The sequence below is a fragment of the Rhizobium brockwellii genome, from assembly GCF_000769405.2.
Taxonomy (GTDB): Bacteria; Pseudomonadota; Alphaproteobacteria; order Rhizobiales; family Rhizobiaceae; genus Rhizobium; species Rhizobium brockwellii.
The window spans coordinates 1,739,072-1,760,635 of record NZ_CP053439.1 but is presented as its reverse complement, the minus strand read 5'-3'; the positions used below and the strand labels follow the sequence as shown (position 1 = coordinate 1,760,635).

20 protein-coding genes, 5 tRNA genes and 1 pseudogene are annotated in these 21,564 nt (G+C 59.5%); 15 read left to right on the top strand and 11 right to left on the bottom strand.

Annotated elements, in window-relative coordinates; all coding sequences use genetic code 11:
- Positions 1–20: 20 nt before the first annotated feature.
- Positions 21–1,211, bottom strand: a complete 1,191-nt coding sequence (locus RLCC275e_RS08955; protein WP_033182533.1) for a cystathionine beta-lyase — start codon at positions 1,209–1,211, stop codon at positions 21–23.
- Between the two features lie 358 nt (positions 1,212–1,569).
- On the opposite strand from RLCC275e_RS08955, the gene RLCC275e_RS08950 reads away from it, so the two are divergent.
- The 4 genes from RLCC275e_RS08950 (at position 1,570) to RLCC275e_RS08935 (ending at position 5,866) form a co-directional block, all read left to right on the top strand.
- Entirely contained in the window at positions 1,570–2,595 is a 1,026-nt protein-coding gene (locus RLCC275e_RS08950) for an amino acid ABC transporter substrate-binding protein (RefSeq protein WP_033182532.1), read from the top strand.
- 104 nt (positions 2,596–2,699) lie between these two features.
- Complete coding sequence (locus RLCC275e_RS08945; RefSeq protein WP_033182531.1) at positions 2,700–3,902, top strand: amino acid ABC transporter permease; 1,203 nt, start codon at positions 2,700–2,702, stop codon at positions 3,900–3,902.
- Position 3,903: 1 nt separating this feature from the next.
- On the top strand, positions 3,904–5,058 hold the full coding sequence (locus tag RLCC275e_RS08940) for an amino acid ABC transporter permease (protein ID WP_003559022.1): 1,155 nt from the start codon (positions 3,904–3,906) through the stop codon (positions 5,056–5,058).
- A 34-nt stretch (positions 5,059–5,092) separates the two neighbouring features.
- Positions 5,093–5,866 (top strand): amino acid ABC transporter ATP-binding protein, encoded by a 774-nt coding sequence (locus tag RLCC275e_RS08935; RefSeq protein ID WP_003559021.1) that lies wholly within the window; start codon positions 5,093–5,095, stop codon positions 5,864–5,866.
- Positions 5,867–5,924: 58 nt separating this feature from the next.
- Here the strand turns inward: RLCC275e_RS08935 and RLCC275e_RS08930 are convergent, their stop codons facing one another.
- Positions 5,925–6,572: a hypothetical protein gene (locus RLCC275e_RS08930; protein ID WP_245484989.1), complete on the bottom strand. Its 648-nt coding sequence runs from the start codon at positions 6,570–6,572 to the stop codon at positions 5,925–5,927.
- 502 nt (positions 6,573–7,074) lie between these two features.
- Between RLCC275e_RS08930 and RLCC275e_RS08925 the strand changes: the two genes are divergently transcribed.
- Entirely contained in the window at positions 7,075–7,524 is a 450-nt protein-coding gene (locus RLCC275e_RS08925; protein WP_033182529.1) for a DUF3597 domain-containing protein, read from the top strand.
- Between the two features lie 161 nt (positions 7,525–7,685).
- Complete coding sequence (locus RLCC275e_RS08920; protein WP_003559015.1) at positions 7,686–7,997, top strand: hypothetical protein; 312 nt, start codon at positions 7,686–7,688, stop codon at positions 7,995–7,997.
- 116 nt (positions 7,998–8,113) lie between these two features.
- Here the strand turns inward: RLCC275e_RS08920 and RLCC275e_RS08915 are convergent, their stop codons facing one another.
- Positions 8,114–8,293, bottom strand: coding sequence for a hypothetical protein (locus RLCC275e_RS08915; RefSeq protein WP_003559012.1), 180 nt, complete (start codon positions 8,291–8,293; stop codon positions 8,114–8,116).
- A 455-nt stretch (positions 8,294–8,748) separates the two neighbouring features.
- On the opposite strand from RLCC275e_RS08915, the gene RLCC275e_RS08910 reads away from it, so the two are divergent.
- On the top strand, positions 8,749–9,096 hold the full coding sequence (locus tag RLCC275e_RS08910; protein ID WP_033182528.1) for a hypothetical protein: 348 nt from the start codon (positions 8,749–8,751) through the stop codon (positions 9,094–9,096).
- A 140-nt stretch (positions 9,097–9,236) separates the two neighbouring features.
- Complete coding sequence (locus RLCC275e_RS08905) at positions 9,237–9,527, top strand: DUF982 domain-containing protein (protein ID WP_018241867.1); 291 nt, start codon at positions 9,237–9,239, stop codon at positions 9,525–9,527.
- Between the two features lie 315 nt (positions 9,528–9,842).
- Here the strand turns inward: RLCC275e_RS08905 and RLCC275e_RS08900 are convergent, their stop codons facing one another.
- On the bottom strand, positions 9,843–10,682 hold the full coding sequence (locus tag RLCC275e_RS08900) for an isocitrate lyase/PEP mutase family protein (protein ID WP_033182527.1): 840 nt from the start codon (positions 10,680–10,682) through the stop codon (positions 9,843–9,845).
- Between the two features lie 658 nt (positions 10,683–11,340).
- Between RLCC275e_RS08900 and RLCC275e_RS08895 the strand changes: the two genes are divergently transcribed.
- On the top strand, positions 11,341–13,605 hold the full coding sequence (locus RLCC275e_RS08895; protein WP_033182526.1) for a right-handed parallel beta-helix repeat-containing protein: 2,265 nt from the start codon (positions 11,341–11,343) through the stop codon (positions 13,603–13,605).
- Between the two features lie 130 nt (positions 13,606–13,735).
- Here RLCC275e_RS08895 and RLCC275e_RS34635 read toward each other — a convergent pair.
- The 3 genes and pseudogenes from RLCC275e_RS34635 to RLCC275e_RS08885 form a co-directional block, all read right to left on the bottom strand.
- Positions 13,736–13,924: pseudogene (locus RLCC275e_RS34635) on the bottom strand (ATP-binding protein); the annotation flags it as partial.
- Between the two features lie 379 nt (positions 13,925–14,303).
- A tRNA-Arg gene (locus tag RLCC275e_RS08890) sits at positions 14,304–14,380 on the bottom strand.
- Between the two features lie 58 nt (positions 14,381–14,438).
- Positions 14,439–14,744, bottom strand: a complete 306-nt coding sequence (locus RLCC275e_RS08885) for an ETC complex I subunit (RefSeq protein WP_003539138.1) — start codon at positions 14,742–14,744, stop codon at positions 14,439–14,441.
- A 626-nt stretch (positions 14,745–15,370) separates the two neighbouring features.
- On the opposite strand from RLCC275e_RS08885, the gene RLCC275e_RS08880 reads away from it, so the two are divergent.
- Positions 15,371–15,447, top strand: a tRNA-Pro gene (locus RLCC275e_RS08880).
- A gap of 74 nt (positions 15,448–15,521) precedes the next feature.
- Here the strand turns inward: RLCC275e_RS08880 and RLCC275e_RS08875 are convergent.
- Positions 15,522–16,010 carry a DUF192 domain-containing protein gene (locus RLCC275e_RS08875; protein WP_033182525.1) on the bottom strand — a complete coding sequence of 163 codons (489 nt, stop codon included), beginning with the start codon at positions 16,008–16,010 and terminating at the stop codon, positions 15,522–15,524.
- 2 nt (positions 16,011–16,012) lie between these two features.
- On the bottom strand, positions 16,013–16,591 hold the full coding sequence (locus RLCC275e_RS08870) for a cold-shock protein (RefSeq protein WP_003558995.1): 579 nt from the start codon (positions 16,589–16,591) through the stop codon (positions 16,013–16,015).
- 195 nt (positions 16,592–16,786) lie between these two features.
- Here RLCC275e_RS08870 and gloA point away from each other — a divergent pair, with 195 nt between their 5' ends.
- From gloA to RLCC275e_RS08845, 5 genes are all read left to right on the top strand, one after another.
- Positions 16,787–17,227, top strand: a complete 441-nt coding sequence (gene gloA / locus RLCC275e_RS08865) for a lactoylglutathione lyase (RefSeq protein ID WP_033182524.1) — start codon at positions 16,787–16,789, stop codon at positions 17,225–17,227.
- A gap of 166 nt (positions 17,228–17,393) precedes the next feature.
- Positions 17,394–18,461 (top strand): YcbK family protein, encoded by a 1,068-nt coding sequence (locus RLCC275e_RS08860; RefSeq protein WP_033182523.1) that lies wholly within the window; start codon positions 17,394–17,396, stop codon positions 18,459–18,461.
- A gap of 197 nt (positions 18,462–18,658) precedes the next feature.
- Positions 18,659–18,733: transfer RNA gene (locus RLCC275e_RS08855), tRNA-Glu, on the top strand.
- A 76-nt stretch (positions 18,734–18,809) separates the two neighbouring features.
- Positions 18,810–18,884: transfer RNA gene (locus RLCC275e_RS08850), tRNA-Glu, on the top strand.
- 243 nt (positions 18,885–19,127) lie between these two features.
- A tRNA-Glu gene (locus RLCC275e_RS08845) sits at positions 19,128–19,202 on the top strand.
- Positions 19,203–19,251: 49 nt separating this feature from the next.
- Here RLCC275e_RS08845 and recJ read toward each other — a convergent pair.
- Positions 19,252–21,054: a single-stranded-DNA-specific exonuclease RecJ gene (gene recJ, locus RLCC275e_RS08840; protein WP_033182522.1), complete on the bottom strand. Its 1,803-nt coding sequence runs from the start codon at positions 21,052–21,054 to the stop codon at positions 19,252–19,254.
- A 184-nt stretch (positions 21,055–21,238) separates the two neighbouring features.
- Positions 21,239–21,505 (bottom strand): hypothetical protein, encoded by a 267-nt coding sequence (locus tag RLCC275e_RS08835; protein ID WP_210274531.1) that lies wholly within the window; start codon positions 21,503–21,505, stop codon positions 21,239–21,241.
- Between the last annotated feature and the right edge of the window lie 59 nt (positions 21,506–21,564).

Sequence of the window (21,564 nt, the reverse complement as noted above, 5' to 3'; positions counted from 1 at the left end):
CGACGACAAAGCCTGTCTGATCAGACCGCGCTTGCCGCCGCAAAACCCCGTTCGATATCGGCCTTCAGGTCGACCACGTCCTCGATGCCGATCTGCAGGCGAATGACCGGACCATCCGTCGGCGCCTTGGCGACCGTGCGATCGTTGAGATAGGCGTGCAAGGCAAGGCTTTCATAGCCGCCCCAGGAATAGCCGAGACCGAAAATCCTGAGCGCGTCGAGGAAGGCATGCGCCTTTGCTCTGGACTTCTCGGGGCCTTCGGCGGCCAACACGAAGGAAAAGATGCCGCTGGCGCCTTTGAAGTCGCGCTTCCAGAGTTGGTGAGACGGGAAACTCGGCAGGGCCGGATGCAGCACGCGGGCGACATCCTCCCTGCCCTCCAGCCATTCTGCGATCGATAGCGCGCTTTCATAATGCCGCTCGAGGCGCAGGCCCATGGTGCGCAATCCGCGCAGGATCTGGTAGGCATCATCGGGTGCGCCGCAGATGCCGAGCACGCCGTTTGCCTCCTTCAGCCGCTCCCAGTGCTCGGCATTGGCCGAAACCGTTCCGAGCAGGATGTCGGAATGGCCGGACGGATATTTCGTGGATGCGTGGATCGAGATGTCGACGCCGTGATCGAGCGGCCTGAAATAGAGCGGCGTCGCCCAGGTATTATCCATCATGACGACGGCGCCATGTCGGTGCGCGACTGCCGAGATCGCCGGAATATCCTGCATTTCGAAGGTATTGGAGCCCGGAGCCTCGGTGTGGACGAGCTTCGTGTTCGGCCGGAACAGCGCCTCGATGCCGGCGCCGATGGTCGGATCGTAATATTGCACCTCGACGCCGAGGCGCTTCAACATCGTATCGCAGAAATGGCGCGTCGGGCCATAGACCGAATCGACCACCAGCGCATGATCGCCGGCAGCGACGAAACCCAGGAACGGAATGGTGACGGCCGCAAGGCCCGACGGCACGAGGATCGTGCCGGCCGAGCCTTCGAGTGCGTCGATCGCCTCGCAGAGCGCATCCGTCGTCGGGGTGCCGCGCGTCCCGTAAGTGTATTTCTGCGCGCGCGTCTCCATCGCCCGCGCATTCGGAAACAGCACCGTCGAGGCATGCACGACCGGCGGATTGATGAAGCCGTGATAATCGAAAGGGTCGTTGCCGATATGGGTCAGGCGGGTGTTGATGCCGGCATTCTGCAGCAAGCTGTCTTTGTCTTTCATGTCGGAAATAGCCTTTGGCGAAGGGTCGCGAAACCAGACTTTTGGACGCCCCGCCGTGTCGGGTCAACCCCTTGAAGATCGGTTGAGGCGCCGATCTGAAATGATGGAAATTTCGATTTTCGCGTTATTTTTCCGCAACCGGACGCCTATTTCCTAATCACCCGCCCATGAATGCAGCGCAATCTGCCAAAATGTTGCATTTCGCCGCAATTATTAAGCGCGACACTTGACCATAGTGACATTTGCGACTGTGATAGACCCACTCGCGCCGGGAGGGTGTCGAGACAATGGGGAGGCGACGGATTGTCGGCACGCACTCCCCACAAGAAAAGATAAGACAACGGAAAAGGTTGGGAAAATGAAAAATAAGCTCCTGTCCGCCGCCATCGGCGCAGCAGTTTTGGCAGTTGGCGCCTCGGCCGCCTCCGCCACCACTCTCTCAGACATCAAGGCAAAGGGTTTCGTTCAGTGCGGCGTCAATACCGGCCTTACCGGCTTTGCCGCACCTGACGCCTCCGGCAATTGGGCCGGCTTCGACGTCGACTTCTGCAAGGCCGTCGCTTCGGCCGTGTTCGGCGACCCCACCAAGGTCAAGTACACGCCAACAAATGCGAAGGAACGCTTCACCGCTCTGCAGTCCGGCGAAATCGACGTTCTCTCGCGCAACACGACCTGGACTATCAACCGCGACACCGCACTCGGCTTCAACTTCCGTCCTGTCACCTATTATGACGGCCAGGGCTTCATGGTGCGCAAGGGCCTGAATGTGAAGTCGGCTCTCGAACTCTCCGGCGCCGCAATCTGCGTGCAGTCGGGCACGACCACCGAACTAAACCTCGCCGATTACTTCAAGACGAACAATCTGCAGTACAATCCGGTCGTCTTCGAAAACCTTCCTGAGGTCAACGCTGCCTACGACGCTGGTCGTTGCGACGTTTACACGACCGACCAATCCGGTCTCTATTCGTTGCGTCTGACGCTGAAGAATCCCGACGAACACGTCATCCTTCCCGAGATCATCTCCAAGGAGCCGCTTGGCCCGGCCGTCCGTCAGGGTGATGATCAGTGGTTCGATATCGTTTCCTGGACGGCTTATGCGCTGATCAATGCCGAAGAGTTCGGCATCACCCAGGCAAATGTCGACGAGATGAAGAACTCGCCGAACCCTGATATCAAGCGCTTCCTCGGCAGCGAGACCGATACCAAGATTGGCACCGATCTCGGCTTGACCAATGATTGGGCCGCCAATGTCATCAAGGGCGTCGGCAATTACGGCGAAATCTTCGAGCGCAACATCGGCCAGGGGAGCCCGCTCAAGATCGCACGCGGCTTGAATGCTCTCTGGAACAAGGGCGGCATCCAGTACGCGCCGCCGGTTCGTTAATCGAACGCTAGCAATGAAATACCGGGAAGGCGGCCAAGCCGCCTTCCCGCTTCCAAAAAGTTAAAAAGAAAGCCCGAAAACGGGCACAAGGGGATTGGCGCGGCATGACGCATGAGGCTGTGGATACGACACCTTTGCATGACACCGGCTGGAGTTTCCGGTCGGCAATGTACGACCCGAAATACCGGAGCATATTTTACCAGGTTCTAACAATCGTTATTCTCGTCGGCTTTGTGTGGTGGGTGGCCCACAACACGGCCGTCAACCTTGCCCGCAGCAATACGGCATCGGGTTTCGGCTTTCTTCGCGGTCGGGCCGGTTTCGAAATCGGCCAGTCGCTGATCAGCTTTTCGAGTGACTCGACTTATGCGCGCGCACTTGTCGTCGGCATTCTGAATACCTTGCTGGTGGCGGTGACCGGTATTTTCACGGCGACCATCATCGGCTTCCTGATCGGGATCGGCCGGCTGTCGCGCAATTGGCTGATTGCCAAGCTCTGCACGGTCTATGTCGAGATTTTCCGCAACATTCCGCCGCTGCTCGTCATCTTTTTCTGGTATCTCGGCGTTCTCTCTGTCTTGCCGCAGCCGCGCGAGTCGGTGGGTCTGCCGTTCAGCATGTACCTCAACAACAGAGGACTAGCCTTCCCGAAGCCGATCTTCGAGACCGGCATGATAGCTGTCGGCATCGCCCTGGTGATTGCGATTGTCGCCACCGTCATCATCGCGCGCTGGGCCCACAAACGCCAAGCCGCAACCGGCCAGCCGTTCCACACCGTATGGACGTCGATCGCGCTGATCGTCGGCCTGCCATTGCTGGTCTTCGTTGTCTCCGGCTTTCCGCTCACCTTCGACGTTCCGATTGCCGGAAAATTCAACCTCACGGGCGGCTCCGTCGTCGGCCCCGAATTCATGTCACTGTTTCTCGCTCTGTCCTTCTATACCGCCTCCTTCATCGCCGAGATCGTTCGCGGCGGTATTCGCGGCGTTGCAAAGGGACAATCCGAGGCAGCTGGCGCGCTGGGGCTACATCCGTCGAGTGTGACGAGACTTGTCGTGGTGCCGCAGGCGCTGCGCATCATCATCCCGCCGCTGACGAGCCAGTACCTGAACCTGACCAAGAACTCCTCACTCGCCATCGCGATCGGTTTCTCGGATCTCGTTGCCGTCGGTGGCACGATCCTCAATCAGAGCGGTCAAGCGATCGAGATCGTCTGCATCTGGGGTATCGTCTATCTCAGCTTGAGCATTCTCACGTCGCTGTTCATGAATTGGTTCAATGCCAAGATGGCACTGGTGGAGAGATAAGATGTCGGTCGCCGATAAACCCTTCGTCAGAACGTCCATCCTTGCCGCCGAACCGCCGCCCCCCGGCGAGAGGGGAGCCGTCGCCTGGATACGTCGCAATCTCCTGGCAACTCCGAAGGACGTGATCCTGACTATCCTGGCTCTTGCGCTGATCGCATGGGCCGTACCGCACCTCGTCAACTGGCTGTTCATCCAGGCCGTATGGTCAGGCCCGGACCGCACATTCTGCGCGACGACGATCCAGGGCGGCATCCAGCCTGACGGCTGGAGTGGTGCATGCTGGGCCTTCATCAGCGCCAAGTATGATCAGTTTATATTCGGCCGCTATCCGCTCGATGAGCGTTGGAGACCGGCGATCGTCGGGATCCTGTTCATTCTGCTGCTGGTTCCGATGCTCATCCCGTCAGCGCCGCGCAAGGGCCTGAACGCCATTCTTCTGTTCGCCGTGCTGCCGGTCCTCGCCTTCTGGCTTCTTCACGGCGGCTTCGGCCTCGAAGTAGTGGACACTCCGCTCTGGGGCGGGCTGATGGTGACGCTCGTTCTGTCCTTTGTCGGTATTGCCGTCTCCCTACCCTGCGGCATTCTGCTTGCGCTGGGGCGCCGCTCGAAGATGCCCGTCATCCGGATGCTCTGCGTTACCTTCATCGAGGTCATTCGAGGCGTTCCGCTGATCACCGTTCTGTTCATGGCAAGTGTCATGCTGCCGCTCTTCCTTCCCACGGGCTGGAACGTGGACAAACTGCTTCGGGCGCTGATCGGTGTGTCGATCTTCACCTCGGCCTATATGGCGGAAGTGATCCGCGGCGGCCTTCAGGCGATCCCGAAGGGACAATTCGAAGGCGCCGATTCGCTTGGCCTCGGCTATTGGCAAAAGACCCGTCTGATCATCATGCCGCAGGCCATCAAGCTGGTCATTCCGAGCATCGTGAACACCTTCATCGGAACCTTCAAGGACACGTCGCTGGTCACCATTATCGGCATGTTCGATCTGCTTGGCATCGTCAAGCTGAACTTCTCCGATGCCAACTGGGCAAGCGCCGTCACGCCGATCACGGGCCTGATCTTCGCGGGCTTCATCTTCTGGCTGTTCTGCTTCGGCATGTCGCGCTATTCAGGCTTCATGGAACGTCATCTCGATACCGGCCACAAACGATAAGAACGCTAAAACGATAAGAATGAGGGAAAATATCATGGCTGAAGCTCCAGCGAAAAAGCTCACCGTTTCCGCGACGGAAGTGGCGGTCGAGATCGTCAACATGAACAAGTGGTACGGCGATTTCCACGTGCTGCGCGACATCAACCTGAAGGTCATGCGCGGCGAGCGCATCGTCATTGCCGGCCCGTCGGGCTCGGGCAAGTCGACGATGATCCGCTGCATCAACCGACTGGAAGAGCATCAGAAGGGCCGCATCATCGTCGACGGCACCGAACTCACCAACGACCTGAAAAAGATCGACGAGGTGCGGCGCGAAGTCGGCATGGTGTTCCAGCACTTCAACCTCTTCCCGCATCTGACGATCCTCGAAAACTGCACGCTGGCGCCAATCTGGGTGCGCAAGATGCCGAAGAAGCAGGCCGAAGAAGTGGCCATGCACTTCCTGAAGCGGGTCAAGATCCCGGAGCAGGCCAACAAATATCCGGGCCAGCTCTCCGGCGGCCAGCAGCAGCGCGTGGCGATCGCCCGGTCGCTGTGCATGAACCCGAAGATCATGCTGTTCGACGAGCCGACCTCGGCGCTCGATCCCGAAATGATCAAGGAAGTGCTCGACACCATGGTGGGGCTTGCCGAGGAAGGCATGACCATGCTCTGCGTTACGCATGAAATGGGCTTTGCCCGTCAGGTCGCCAACCGGGTTATCTTCATGGACCAGGGCCAAATCGTCGAACAGAACGAACCGGCTGCCTTCTTCGACAATCCGCAGCACGAGCGTACCAAGCTGTTCCTCAGCCAGATCCTGCACTAAATCGAAGCGTCCTTTGAATAGACCCGCCGCGCCTTCCGGTTCGGCGGGTCTTTCACATTCAGCGGGAGGCTGTCGCCTGCAGCAGACTGCAGAGACCGGCAAGACCGGAATCACCGCCGGAGGCGGAGATATCAGCGCAACGGACGAGCATCTTGCGCTGCTCATTGACGGGCCTTGCCCGGAAGGCCTCCAGAGTGCGGGTCTGTGACGCGCTGAGGCTGCGCTCAGCCGCAGGTCTGCCACCGCTGCCTGCCCCATCTACCCTGCCGATGGCGAGATTGGCATCGACGCCATTACCGCTGCCGACCGAGGCCGTGGCGTTGGCATCGATTCCATCGGAACCGCCGGTGCGTGCATTGAGATCGGCATTGACGCCGCGCCCGCCACCGATCCTGGCGTTGGCGTCTGCGTCGAGACCGTTGCCGCCGCCGACACTGGCATTGACATCGGCATCGATGCCCCGGCCACCGCCGGCACTGGCGGTCGCATCGGCATTGACGCCGTTCGAGCCGCCAGCGGAAGCATTGGCATCGGCGCTGATGCCGCTCCCGCCGCCGAGCGAAGCCCCGATATCGGCGCTGACAGCATTGCCGGCATTCACCGACACACCGACATCGAGCGCACGCGCATGGCTTGCCGGCATGACAAGGAAGGCGCAGGTGGATGCGAGCACTGCAAAGAAAAGTCTATTGTGGTTATGGGTCATGTCTTCCTCCGTTTCCATTCCGCCGAACGATCTGCCCGGCAGTCGAAAATCGAGGAACGCGCGTGCCTTCGATCGATTGGACGCCTGCAACTCCAGGACGTCCATAGCAAGGCAACGTGAAGGGATGACGAATGTTTCATAACACGGCGCGGCAAGTCGGTTCAGCGGCGTGCAATGATGTTTCACGGTTATTGAAATACGAATTATCTGACAGACTGTGCCAAAAGCAAACATATCTCGCAGCGACTGGAGAGCCGACGGAGTATTTCCGCCCCATTGCACCAGGAAACTTAGAGCCTGCAAGCAAATCTCCGTTCGCGACACGATTGGCCGCGATTGATCCATTTGCAGCGTTTTCGTGCAGATCGACTACACCCTTCCCCGAATTGACTTTTCCACCTCCGATTTAGATTGCTAAAAATAACTCCCCTTCCGTCTGGATATATCAGGCGGGAAGTCCATGTTTCAGCTTGTTCTCATCTGATGGAACTGGAGGTTTAGAATGGGCATTTTCGACAAGATCAAACATGCAATCTTCGGAGAGGCGAAAGCAGCCGAACCCGTTGCTGCCGGCGCGCCAAAGACAGAGCCGGCGCAAGCGCCTGCCTCACCGTCGGCAGCCCCCAGTCCGACACCTGCGGCCCCTGCCCCGCAGAGCAAGCCGGCCGCCACGGCCACCGCGCCAGGCACAGCCACAGTCGATATCGTCCCGATCCTTGACGCGGCTGTGAAGAAGAGCGGCCAGAAGCTCGATTGGCGCCGCTCGATCGTGGACCTGATGAAAGCCGTCGGGATGGATGCCAGCCTCACCGAGCGCAAGGAACTTGCCGCTGAACTCGGCTATACCGGCGACAGCAACGATTCCGCAAAAATGAATATGTGGCTGCACAAGGCGCTGATGAAGCGGCTTTCGGAAAACGGCGGCAAGGTACCGGCCGACCTCCTGGATTGATCGATGATGGATAGCTGCCGCTATTTCTGTGGCGGCAGCTATGCGGGTAACGTCTCGGCAGAAGCGGACGCCGGAACAAGGCGTCCCCTTGCCCGCAGGCGCTGGAACCAATAACGTTCGGCTCGATACTTCGATAATCGATCAGGGGAGAATTAAATCCGATGCGATTGATGGCAGTCGTTGGTGTTGCACTTGGCCTGGGCTGTATATCGGCCGCAGAATCTCCTTCAAACTATCAATCCTACAGCGGCATTCGGGTCGACACCGATCCGGTCCTCCTGGCTCGATACGACAAGGCACTCCAACGCTGCGTGCCGGAGGCAAGCTCATGGCGACGAGGCTCGCCGGACCCGCGAAGCCTTCACTATAACGCGGCTCTCAGAAATTGCCTCTATAGGCGCAGCTTCGTCGACAGAGGCGTCTACGCCTACCCCATCCCCCAGATCTATTTCGATCATTTCCTGGATCGCTGAGACGGGCCGTGCCCTTCAGAAGCCTATCAAACAAAAACCCCGCCATTTTGGCGGGGCTGTCTTCAATCGCGACCTCTGCATAGTTCCTTAAATCGGAAAGACGCGCGGCGCTATAGTCAGCGTTTGCCGCCAGCTGGCGGCCGACCCTTGCCCGCCGGGCGATTGCCGCTTCCGGACGAGGTCTTGGCGTCATTGCCCTGACCGAAGTTGGTGCCGCCGAGATGGCCACCGCCGCTGGTATTGGCAACTTGGCGCTGCGCTTTGCGCAACAATGCCTCTGCATTGGTCTTGCTCATGAAATTCTCCTCAATGGCTGGAAAACCCAGCCGGAATGCCGCCACTGAGATCCGCGGTCAAAGACCGAAGGCATATCAGGCAGCGACGATGGGTATTTGGCGGAGGCTTGCGTCGATCAAAGAATTGCCTGCGTTCATGACGATCCCCCCTCAACCGGCATGACAATCACCCTCCGATGGCTGCCGGACGGCGCAGAAATCGATTTTGAAAGGAAAGTTCAGCTGGGACGCCAGGGCGCTAACCAAGCTCGACAAGCAATTTCGATAGAAAAATCAATAGGACGGCAATGTGTTTAAAACAAGTTCCCGGCCACTTTGGTTGTGTGAGCATTGCTTCGAATTGCTGCCCAATCGGACAAGACGGCAATAGCCCTAAGCATTTTAACAATCCAGATAATCCGATCGAAAGCTGCGCCCGACAAAATAACAACTTAAGATTTCAACGGAGAAACGAGATGTCACGGCTTTTGATAGGATCGATGGTATTGGCCTTCATCGCAGATATGGTGATGAACATCCTGTTGTGGCTTGGAGGATTGGAAACCGTGGTTTCGGTGTCCTCTGGAGCAATGGAGGTATTCGCGAGGACAATGGGCGAAGTCTTGGTCTTTTGGTTCTTTGCTTTCGCGGCTGGCTTTGTGTTCCTCTGGGCGGGTCGAAAGTCTCCGGTTCCCGTGCTGAGCATCGTCGCATCATTCCTTTCGGTGTCGATCATGGTAACGGCAGCCCTAGCTGGAGCCTATCATCCGTCCGAGAAGCATCCCAAGATAAAGTCGGAACTGCTCCGCAGTGCTTTGACCTAGATCGGCTTGACCACTCTGCGACTGCATAATTCCTTCAATCGGAATCGATCTCCCCGTTCAGTTGGCGACTGTTTTGCGGAACCATCCGCCGATGATCATACAGCAGCTCCGGTTGGAACGCTTCTTGCAGAGTTACTAATATGTTTATGATGCAAGGACCAAATGTAATGAATCGGTACACATCGCATCAGTTTCCCGCCCTGAGGATCCTCATGAGCGGCCAAGATAAATACAGCGTCGTCAGGACCCTCGGCGACGCGGCCACCATGCTCATTTCCGAATGGCCTGGGGATGATGGCGAGGAGTACGTCGTGGCGGTGAGGACATGCCTCGACGCCATCCGCGGCACCACGCCCCCAAACGCCGCGCGGGAAGCGCTGATGAGAGCGGCTGATGAAGCCGGCATCCGCTACCTCTCGGTCGTTCACTGAAATCGCTGCCTGGATCCGGCAGGACGCAATAGGCGCGCAACCAACGCTGATCGCCGAAGCCGAACACACAGGCTTGGACGGATGGCGGAAAGCTGCAGCCTGCCTCGTATAAGGGCTGGGGGAAGTGCGGGATAGCACCGGGTTCTAGGAGCCCCCCCAGATCGCGCCGCGGCGGCCGGCCCTGTTACGGGTTGGATGGTTTCATCCGCGCGAAGAAAGTCACCGTGACGTTCACTCCGGGGCGGCCTGCTGCAGACAGACTAACTGCCGCAGCGGTCCCTTGAGAAAATCTTTGCTTCTCGACTTTGGCCCAACTCATAGCCTGTCCTGGCGTTTCTCCCGTGACATCAGTTGGCTGGCAAATGCAGCGGAGAGCGCGTCGTCGGCATACTCAAACGTACCGGCTGTTTTGACCTCCATAGCAGCGCGCATCAACGCACCCAGCGCGGCCCGCGCGAAAGAGCCGCCGACACTCACGCGGCGTACTCCGACGCTCGACAGTTCGGCAAGGGAGTATTTTCGCCCTTTCAAACCCATGACCACGTTGACTGGCTTGTCCACGGCCGCACAAACGGTTCTGATTGCCTCGATATCAGGTAAGCCCGGGGCGTAAAGCACATCTGCCCCAGCGGCCGAAAATGCTTGCAGCCGCTCGAGGGTGTCGTCCAGATCGAGTCTGTCCCAAAGATAATTCTCCGCCCGCGCCGTGAGTAGGAAAGGCAGACCGCGTGCAGCCTCCGCTGCAGCATGGATGCGCTCGACGGCTTGCGATAGGTCGTAGATCGGGGCAGCAGGATTGCCTGTTGCGTCTTCGATTGATCCGCCGACAAGTCCAGTTTCGCAGGCCAGGCGGATGGTTTCCGCACAGGTTTCTGGCGACGCACCAAAGCCATCTTCAAGGTCAGCAGAGACAGGAAGATCAGCAGCGCCAACGATCTCGGCGGCGTTCTCAAGGACCTCATCTCGGCCAAGGCTCGCAAATGAATCCAACTTGCCTTTGGAAAATGCGTAACCCGCGCTGGTGGTCGCGAGCGCCTCGAAGCCAAGGCTCGCGAGAAGGCGAGCCGAACCGGCGTCCCATGGGTTAGGGATGACAAAGGCGCTGTCCCTTTGGTGAAGTGCCTTCAGTCGCTCAAACTTGCCCCTTTGATTCATAAGGCCTCCCCTCGCCCGTCGCTGAAGGTGAGACTAGCACCACGGGAACGAAATGTGAACACGCTCCGCGAAATTGCTTTGGAGAGAATGGCGACGATGGCTCTTGGGGCGCCTTCCAGTCAGTCTCACGCTCCTGGACCAGGCATCAGTCCGGAGCCGAGGTATAGTCACACCGCATGCCCGATGATCTCGGCGGGAAAGCGGTGGTGCTTGAAATGCTGCGCAATGGGGTTTGGTCGAATCGGCTACGGTCATGCCCCCATTCCCATCTCGATCAGCACCAATCGTAAGGCGATGCTGCCCAAAATTGCCGAATTCGGAAAAAAATGTCGATTCCGCATTTGACGGGAGCAATCCAGCCACGCCCATCAGGTTTTTCTAAAGTTTTCAATGGATGCATGTCGCTCTGGTTGCAGAAAGAATAACTCGCGGTGAGCGAGATATTAATACTGCCACATTCTAGGCGACTCGAAATTCACCAAATATTTCAAAACGTAACTTTGGATCGAGTCGGATATTGTGGCAGCAATAAGGCTATGCTTCTCAAGCACTTACTGTTTCGTTGCTGTTGCGCCCTCCAAAATGTCGCCCTATAACCTGCCGCCGTAACGCAGGATTAACCCAAAATATTAACGGGCAGGGGTTGAGGAACAAGACCATGACAACATACTACGTAGCGACGACCGGCACCAACGGCGGTAACGGCAGTACCTCTTCTCCCTTCCGCACGATCAGCGAGGCGATGTCGGCGAACCTTAAGCCCGGCGACGAGGTCGTGGTGAAGGCGGGGACCTACAACGAGGCCATCAACATCGACAAAGACGGCTCGGCGGCGGGCAACATCACGTTGCGCTCTGAAGTGCCCGGCGGGGCGCTGATCCGGCCGCCCTCTGGCTCGCACAACGCGATCAGCGTCAACGGCAACTACGTGACAATCGACGGCTTCGACATCAAGGGCGGCAACGGCGACGGCATCGAAGCGAACAACGTCCACCATGTCTCAATTCTCAACAACAAGGTCCACGACGCCGGGGAATCGGGCATTCAGTTCAACCAGTCGGACTTCATCAAGATCGAAGGGAACGAGACCTACAATAACGCATCGTCGGGCTGGTTCTCGGGCATCTCGATCTACGAGAACCGGAACATTACCGGCGACACCTCGACGGACGGCTACCGGACGATCGTGCGCAACAACATCTCGCACGACAACGTCACGAAGTCGGGTGCGCACACTGACGGCAACGGCATCATCATCGATGATTTCCAGAGCACGCAGGCGAGCGGTCATCCGAACTATACATTCAAGACCCTGGTCGAGAACAACCTGGTCTACGAGAACGGCGGCAAAGGCATCCAGGTTACCTGGAGCGACTCCGTTACGGTGAAAAACAACACCGCATACCACAACAATCAGGACCCGGCGAACACCGGCACCTGGCGCGGCGAGCTCAGCAACTCGGCGTCGAACAACAACACCTGGGTCAACAACATTGCCGTAGCGGACCCATCGGTGAACAAGAACAACACTGCGATCGATAACACGTCTATCGGCGGCGCCAACAACAACGTCGTCTGGGCCAACAACATCACCTACAACGGCACGGCCGGCCAGGCATCGGTCAAGACCGACGGCGGCAACGCGATGCCGAGCGCGGCGAATGGCAACCAGCTCGGCATCGATCCGAAATTCTCGGGGGCAGCGAGCGATAACTTCCACCTCGGCTCCGGCTCGCTGGCGATCGACCACGGAACCAACAAGTACGGCGTCGCCTCGGACGATCTGGACGGCCACGCTCGTGTCGTTGGAACTGTCGATGTCGGTGCCTACGAATCGGGCTCCAGCGCAGCACCGGGAACGCCGACCACGCCGACGAATCCGGGGACGCCAACCACGCCGACGAATCCGGGAACGCCAACCACACCGACACAACCGGGAACGCCAACCACGCCGACGAAGGAATTCATCGGCACCAACGGCAACGACATCATGCCACACACCGGCCAGTCCAACGGCGGCAACGAAACCTTCAAGGGTCTCGGCGGTAGTGACGTGCTGAAGGGCGGCGCCGGCGCGGACGTGCTCGACGGCGGCACTGGTAACGACACGGCCAGCTATGCGGGCTCCGGCGCGGTCAACGTCGACCTGGCGACTAAGACCGCATCGGGCGGGCAAGCCACCGGTGACAAGATCGTCGGCATCGAAAACTTGACTGGCTCCAGCTACAACGACGTGCTGACCGGCGGCAATGGCGGCAGCAACGTTCTCAATGGCGGAGCTGGCGCGGACAAGCTCAGCGGCGGCGCCGGCGGGGACGTCATCAATGGTGGTGCCGACAACGACACGGCCGGCTATGCGGGCTCCGGCGGGGTCAACGTCAACTTGGCGACTGGGGCCGCATCGGGCGGCCATGCCACCGGTGACAAGCTCGTCAGCATCGAAAACTTGACTGGCTCCAGCTACAACGACGTGCTGACCGGCAATAGCGGCAGCAACGTTCTCGATGGCGGGGCCGGCGCGGACAAGCTGAACGGCGGCGCCGGCACGGACGTCATCATTGGTGGTGCCGGAAAGGACGTCATGACCGGTGGCGTCAGCGCGGATACGTTTGTCTTCAAAGCACCGACGGAAATCGGGTCCGGCTCGAACCGCGACGTCATCACCGACTTCCAGCACGGCGTCGATAAGATCGACTTCGCGGCGATAGATGCAAATGGCTCTGCGCAGGGCAATGGAGCATTCCATTTCCTGGCGCAGGAGGGTGCCTCTTTCGACCACAAGGCCGGCGCGCTCACTTGGCACTATGAGGACAAGGCTGGTGCTACCGTTGTCCAGGGCGACCTGAACGGCGACGGTGTTCAGGACTTCCAAGTTCAGCTGCATGGCCACGTCCAGCTGGGGGCAGGCGATTTGATCCTGTAACTATATCCGTTGCGGCGGTCGTCCGATCGCCGCAACAATCGTGCTAACGGCGCGTGGATGATCCCGCCGGGAGGGCGTAGCCCCACCGGGGGTACCATCCGCGCGCTGCGATTTTTCGGCGGGTGTCGGCCGCCTTTCGGGCGCGGCTTTGCGCGAGGCGGTAGTGTCGCCGTTCATCTCGAGGATGTTGAAGTAGTGGGGTGATGCGGCCCGGCGGGCGCTCGGATCCCAAGGTCTCCGTCCATTTGTCGATCGGACGGTTGCTGGTGATCAAGGTGGCATCTCGTTCGGAGTGTTGCGAAATCAGTTCAAACAATAATTACACACCGGTCTGAGCGCGTCGCGATCTTTCAGATTAGCTCCTTACTTCTTTGCCGCAAAACGGCTGCACACTTTTGCGCGACATGCCTTAGCGGCAAGTCCTCCGTTTCCAGAAGCAGTTGGCCAGCTGCAAGCTACTGATCGTCGACGAACTTGGAGAGCGGCGAGGCCCACTGGTCAGCGAGATGATGGGGGCCCATGACGGTTCGGTCGCGCAAGGGGCCGGCCGCTGCGCCACCGGACTCAATCCTACTAGCTAGCGGATGCCCGTCCGGCCGCTGTACGCGGGATTGGCCGGACGGCGGTCCAAATGTCAGCGCCCCGTGACCAGGCCTCTTCGGGCTGATCACGGGGGCGGCTTCAAGTCATTAAATTTGTGGCGACCCCTGCAGGAATCGAACCTGCGACAACCTGCTTAGAAGGCAGGTGCTCTATCCAGCTGAGCTAAGGGGCCGTCTGTTGACCGCGTCTCACGAGACGCGACCGGATGCGGCATATCTGGACGAGAAATCTCAGTGCGTCCAGGGCTGCGTGCGGGTATAGCGGAAATTGTCGGGATAGGCGACAACCTGGCGGACCGGATCCTTCGGTGCGATGACGCGGTATTCGATGCCGTTGCGCTGGGCGTAGGCTTCGGCGAGTTCCTGCGTTTCGAAGGTGAGCTTCACCTGCTGGCGCATATCGCCCGAGGAAGTGTAGCCCATGATCGGATCGATCTTGCGCGCCGACTCCTGATCGTATTCAAGCACCCAGAGATGGGTCTTGGCCTTGCCGGACTGCATGGCGGTCTTGGCTGGACGATAGATCTTGGCAGACATGACTGCAGCGTCTCCGACTATGCGGGCAGCGCCCGCCTTTCATGGTCTCATCCCGTTGCCGGCCCGTACCGGACCTTTGCATCATCGCTGAGGATAACGCAAAGAGATGAATTTTGCTTAGCCGCGAATCCCCGCTTTTTCAAGAAAAAAGGCGGTGAACGACGCCGCTGCCGACTCCGTTTGCATGACGAGGGGATGCCGGCCCCCGCCTCGCCTTCAAATCCGGGGATTGCCGGCCGGATTTCGCAATATTACCGCTTGTCTCACCTTGTGATGACAACCTGATTGCCGCTGCCTTCCCTCGGCACTAGTTTATCGCTCAATCGGTTTCAGTGGATTTGCACGCATGATGAGACGTTCGGCGGAGTTCAATGCCATTGTGATAGGTGCTGGCATCACAGCTTTCTTCTACGTTGCCATCAGCTACGCCCAATATATCGGCCTGCTCGCCCGCGGCTAAGGCCGATCCGTCCCGACGTTCCATTACGCCTCGCCGGCAAATTGACGGCACATCCGAGATTATTCTGGACTGCATCCACAGGCTGGCGAGAAAATCTCCAGCCTGTGCTGGATTTATGGGTTGCGACGGGGAAGTGAACCGTGTATCTCCCCTGCCATTAACGGCACGGAGTGTAGCGCAGCCTGGTAGCGCATCTGGTTTGGGACCAGAGGGTCGGGAGTTCGAATCTCTCCACTCCGACCATTCAAATATCTCGATATTCTTGAATTCTTGGACAGCTGCATCGCAGCTCGCCTGCGCGCGCGGTCATGCTTCCGTTACTTCGCCTTCTTGGTCGTCGTGGCGCTGACGATCCTGTCGCCAGGCTTGATACCCAATTTGGCGACGATACCGGCATTGAGTTCGACGACGTATTTCACCGGGGCCATCGAATCGATGATGTCGCGCGAATAGGGCACTGCCTTTTCCTTGATGTGGCGAATCGTGCCGGTGTCGTCGGCAAAAAGCATGTCGAGCGGCAGGATGGTGTTTTCCATCCACATGGTGACGCGCCGTGGCTCGTCGAAATCGAAGATCATACCGGCATCGTCGGCCATCACCTTGCGAAACATCAGTCCGCGGGCGCGCTGATCGGGGCTCGAGGCTATCTCGACGGTGAAATGCAGCACCTTGCCCGCGGCGGTCTGGATGAGCAGCGGCTCCTTGTCGAACCGCATCTGCTCGTCAGCCAACGCCGGCAGCGCAACCATGAAAAAAAGCGCCAGGATGGCGCTTCTGATGGCATCAAACAGGATTAGGCCGCGCATGTTCAGTGCGACCGGCTTGCCGGGCTCGGAACGTCAGGATGGATCTCTGCGGCCATCAGGCCCTTTTCGCCGTCGCCGAAGCGGACGAGCACCACCTGACCGGGGCGCAGCTCCGTCAGGCCGAAGCGGCGGAGCGTTTCCATGTGCACGAAGATATCTTCCGTGCCCTCGCCGCGCGTCAGGAAGCCGAAGCCCTTGGTGCGGTTGAACCACTTGACCAGCGCACGCTCAAGCCCGCTCGTCGCGGTGACCTGCACATGGGTGCGCACCGGCGGCAGCTGCGAGGGATGAACCGCGGTCGACTGGTCCATCGAGAGAATCTTGAAAGCCTGATAGCCGCGCTCGCGGCGCTGGATGAGGGCAACGATGCGCGTTCCCTCGAGGATCGTTTGGTAACCGTCGCGGCGCAGGCAGGTCACGTGCAGGAGAACATCCTGCATGGCGTTGTCGGGCACGATGAAACCGAAACCCTTGGCGACGTCGAACCACTTGACGACGCCGGTGATTTCAACAAGATCGACCGCCTCTCCCGATAGCTCGTCGAGGTCGGAGTATTCGTTCGATGAAATCCTATCAGCCATTGTCGCCAGCCCCTCGAATACGCGTCACACTGTTACGGTTAACTGATTCTTCAAATCAAGATTAACATCTTGGTAACGGATAAGCGCAAGTCCTAGTTTTCGGTTATTCCCAGCTGCACATTTTATAAAGATGACTTGCCCGAAGCTGACCTCGGCTCGCTGAAAAAAGCCAGCCCCAATAAAGGAGTAGATAGAATGCGTTATCTCCACACAATGGTACGCGTCAAAGACCTGGACGCCTCGCTTACCTTTTACACCACGCTGTTCGGGCTGGAGGAGATTCGCCGCCACGAAAACGAGAAAGGCCGCTTCACCCTGGTTTTTCTGGCCGCTCGCGACGATCTCGACCGTGCGCGCAGCGAAAAGGCCCCCTGCCTCGAGCTTACCTACAATTGGGACACGGAAGATTATAGCGGAGGACGCAATTTCGGCCACCTCGCTTATGAGGTCGACGATATTTACGCGACCTGCCAGAATCTGATGGACAACGGCGTCACCATCAACCGGCCGCCGCGCGACGGCAACATGGCCTTCGTGCGCTCGCCCGACGGCATCTCGATCGAAATCCTGCAAAAGGGCAACCCGCTTCCGGCCACTGAGCCCTGGGCTTCGATGGGCAATACCGGCGCCTGGTAAGGGTTTTCGCCGCAAGGCTTTTGCGAGGCTTGCGGCTTTTTCGATTTCGGGTCCCGTCGGCGCCTCGGCGCTTGCCGCGATCCGGCCCCGCAGGCAATCTCCTGACGACTCGAAGCGGAAGAGAAGCGTTTTTCGCCGATTTTCCGCATCAACTGGAGATTGTCGCTTGCGTAACATGCAGATGCGGATGCCCTTGACGGGCGCTTTGCTGATCGCCACCTCGGTGCTGGCGCTGTCCGGCTGCGCGTCGGACAAGAAGGCGCTCGATTCGGCGGCGGCGGTTCCGGCTGTGCCGGCCGCAGCACCGCAGCTGGCCACGGCAGCGCCTGCAAGCCCTGCCCCACGTTCGGTGTATACGGATCCCCGGCTCGTCAACGTCTCCGGCGCTCAAGCCGCGCCTCAGGTCGTGGCACAAGATCCAAATGCCGTCGCTCCGCCCGCCGATCCGGCGACAGCGGCGCCTGCCAATATTGGCGGGCTCGTACTGCAGTCGACCCGGATCAACGCGCAAGCGATGAGCATCTTTTCCGATCAACAGCCGGCGCCGCAGAACAACAGCACATCCACCGTCATTCAGCCGCAGGCCTATGTGCCGGTGGAAGGTGCAGCACCGGCGCGAAGCAGCGTCTACAGCCAGCCGCCCGTGCCCCAACAGCCGGCGGAGCCGGTGCTGCCGCAGCAATCCTCACAGAATAGCAGCACGCAGCTTGAGCCTGTGCAGACAGCGTCGTTGGCGACGGGCAGCATTCCCACCTCGACGATGAACGCGCTCTACAGCGCGCCGAAGCAGAACCTGCTCGGCAGCCTTTCCGGCCTGCTGCACAAGGCGGCCCTGCCCGGCATGACGCGTATCGCGCCGAACGGACTGCATCTCCAGAACGACAAGGTCGAGGTCGGCTGCTTCAAACCCGACCTGCTGAAGGTGATCAAGACGGTCGAAAGTCATTTCGGCCGGCCTGTCATCGTCACCTCCGGCTACCGTGACGAAGAGCATAACCGCCTCGTCGGCGGCGCTGACGAATCGATGCACAAGAGCTGCGAGGCCGCCGACATCCAGATCGACGGTGTCGCGAAATGGGATATCGCCGCCTATATCCGCTCGTTACCGGACCGCGGCGGCGTCGGCACCTACTGCCACACGGATTCGGTTCACCTCGATACCGGCAAAACCCGTGACTGGAACTGGGGCTGCGGCGGCAAGCGCGCACCGATGGCGACGGCAAGAGCGATCTGAAGGCCGGGCGATTTTCGCATCACGTTACGGCAGCGCCGCCTCGTCGCGTTAAAGAAACAACCGGCAGCCTATTGATTCAGCTTCAATAATCGGCTTCTCGAACGCACTCGGATTTCCTGTCATTTTTTTGAAAGAAAACCGCAATTCCGCTTGCGGGATTCAAAACGCCTGACTATAAGGGCGCCACCACGAAGGACGCGCCCTTCGTCTATCGGTTAGGACACCAGATTTTCATTCTGGGAAGAGGGGTTCGACTCCCCTAGGGCGTACCACTTTCTCTCCATAAAGAAGCCATCACTTCCGCTTGCAGAAGCCAGCGCGCGCTCCTATTTTAACGAGGCTGCCTGCGCGCCCTTCGTCTATCGGTTAGGACGACAGATTCTCATTCTGTAAAGAGGGGTTCGACTCCCCTAGGGCGTACCATTCTGTTGATAGGCCGTCGTCATTCGATCGACGTCGGCCGCCCCTATCATTCTCCTCGAGGAACCCTTCGGTTCGCTCGACGCTGCCCATCCTAGCCCGCCGGTTTGATTTGTCTCCTCTCCGCCGCAGCTTGCGCCTCGTTTTTCCACAGCCGAAATAAATCGGCGAAAACGATGATTTTTTCGCGCCTTGGCGCTTGCGGCCTTCGAAGGTGCTGACTATAAGGGCGCCACCACGAAGGAAGCGCCCTTCGTCTATCGGTTAGGACACCAGATTTTCATTCTGGGAAGAGGGGTTCGACTCCCCTAGGGCGTACCACTTTCTCTCTCTTGACACCTTCCATCGTCAGCGTTCTTGCGTGACTGCTCTATTTCGCCGGCGCTGCATCGCAGACGCGCAGCTGGATGCGGCGTGCGCCCTGGTAATGATCGGCACCGAGCGAACCGGCGACATGGAGGTTGGCGCCGCGTGAATTGATGAGAAGATTGCCAAGCGGCGTATCGGCGGCGCGGAAGGCGATGCCGTCGAGTCGCGATCCGTCCATGGCCTCCAGCGTCACCTTCACATGTTTCTCGCCGACCAGGCGCGCGTCACGCAAACGATGGGCCGGTATGGCAAAGAGCGGCTGAGCATGACCGGAGCCGTAAGGGCCGGCGGCCTCCAGGCTGTCGATGAGTTCGAGAGTGGCGCCGCTTGCGCCGATCGCACCGTCGATCTTCAGCGTTTCGTTGGCGACGAGGCTGGCCACCGTCCTCTCGGCCTTCTCGGTGAAGAAGGTCCTCAGCCTGCCGAGCTCAGTACGCTCGACCGTCAGGCCCGCGGCCATGGCGTGGCCGCCGCCTTTGACGAGCAGCCCCTCGTCGACTGCGGCCCGAACCATCCTGCCCATGTCAAAGCCGTTGATCGAGCGGCCTGAGCCGGTGCCTCGGCCGGAGGAATCGAAGGCGATCGCGAAGGCCGGCCGTTTGAACTTTTCCTTCAGCCGCGCCGCGATCAGCCCGACGATACCGGGATGCCATTTCTCATGGGCGGTGACGATGACGGACGCCCCCTCGCCGTCGCCATATTCGGCAAGCGCCTCGGCTTCCGCCTCCTGCAGCATGATCGCCTCCATCGCCTGGCGTTCGCGGTTGAGCTCGTCGAGGCGCTGCGCGATCACATCAGCCTCTCCGGCATCATCGAGCGTCAGCAGCCGGCTTCCGAGTGCCGCGTCGCCGATCCGCCCACCGGCATTGATGCGCGGGCCGATCAGGAAGCCAAAATGATAGGGTGTCACCGGGCCGGCGAGCCCCGCCTTGCGGAAGAGTGCTGCCAGTCCGGCATTGCTCTGGTGGCGGGCAGCGACCAGCCCCTTCACGACATAGGCGCGGTTGAGGCCTTTCAGCGGCACGACATCGCAGACCGTCGCAAGTGCCACGATATCCAGCCACTGCAGCAGGTCGAGCGCCAGGATGCGCTTGTTGCCGGCCGCACGCAGCAGCCTGAGCGTCGCGACCAGCACCATGAAGACGACGCCGGCGGCGCAAAGATGCCCCTGCCCCGAGAGATCGTCCTCGCGGTTCGGGTTGACCAGCGCATGGCAGGGCGGCAGCTCATGTGTCACCTGGTGGTGATCGATGACGACGACATCGATATTGCGCGCGGCAGCGGCGGCCAGCGCCTCGTGGCTGGTGGAGCCGCAATCAACGGTGACGATCAACTGAGCGCCGTTATCGATCAACTGGTTGATCGCCGCCGGATTGGGGCCGTAACCTTCGAAGACGCGGTCGGGGATATAGATGGTCGCCTTGACGCCGAAATGCCTGAGAAAGCGGAACATCAGTGCCGAGGAGGCTGCGCCGTCGACGTCGTAGTCGCCGAAGATGGCGACGCTCTCGCCGCGCTCGATGGCGCGCAGGAGGCGGGTCGCGGCCTTTTCGCAATCGGTCAGCTTATGGGGATCGGGCATCAGGCTGCGGATCGTCGGATCGAGGAATTCGATCGCCTCGTCCACCGTCACGCCGCGCCCGGCGAGCACCCGGGCGATCAGATCCGGCAATCCATGGATCTGCGACATGGCCAGCGCGCGGTTCTGCCCTGCCTGGTCGAGCCGCGCCACCCAGCGATTGTCGAGCGCGGATTTCTCCACGCCGAGAAACGCGCGCTGTACGGGGTCGACGAGATCTGCCATGCCACACTCCGCTGACTTCATCTGCTCTTTCTACAGGAGCAGCGGAGATAACATAGCGATGGATTTGCAGACACGGATTTTTACCAAGCATGTCGCGCAAAAGTGTCCAGCGGTTTTGCGACAACGACATGCGTAAAAATAAAGACCTAAAGCGCGAGAGCGAATCTGAAAGTCGCGACACGCTTTAGAATACCGCCCAGACTATCAGGGCGATTCCGCTTATCTGCACGAGAATGACGGAAAACACGGTGAGGAGAATGGCCCAGTTGCGGCCTTCAGGACTTTCGTCGTCATCATGGGCCTCGCTGGAGGCCCCGGGGATTTGGTAACGAACCACATCATGGTCCGTTTCGGGAACGTTCTCAAACACACCCGGATGATCGGGAGGTTTCTCTTCCGAACGGCCATACCCCTTCCCGGCATGGCTGCCCTTGTTCACGATATTCTCCAAAGCCGGCGACTCCCCTCTCCCGGCTTATTTATATCAATGTTTCGGTATCTGTTAATATA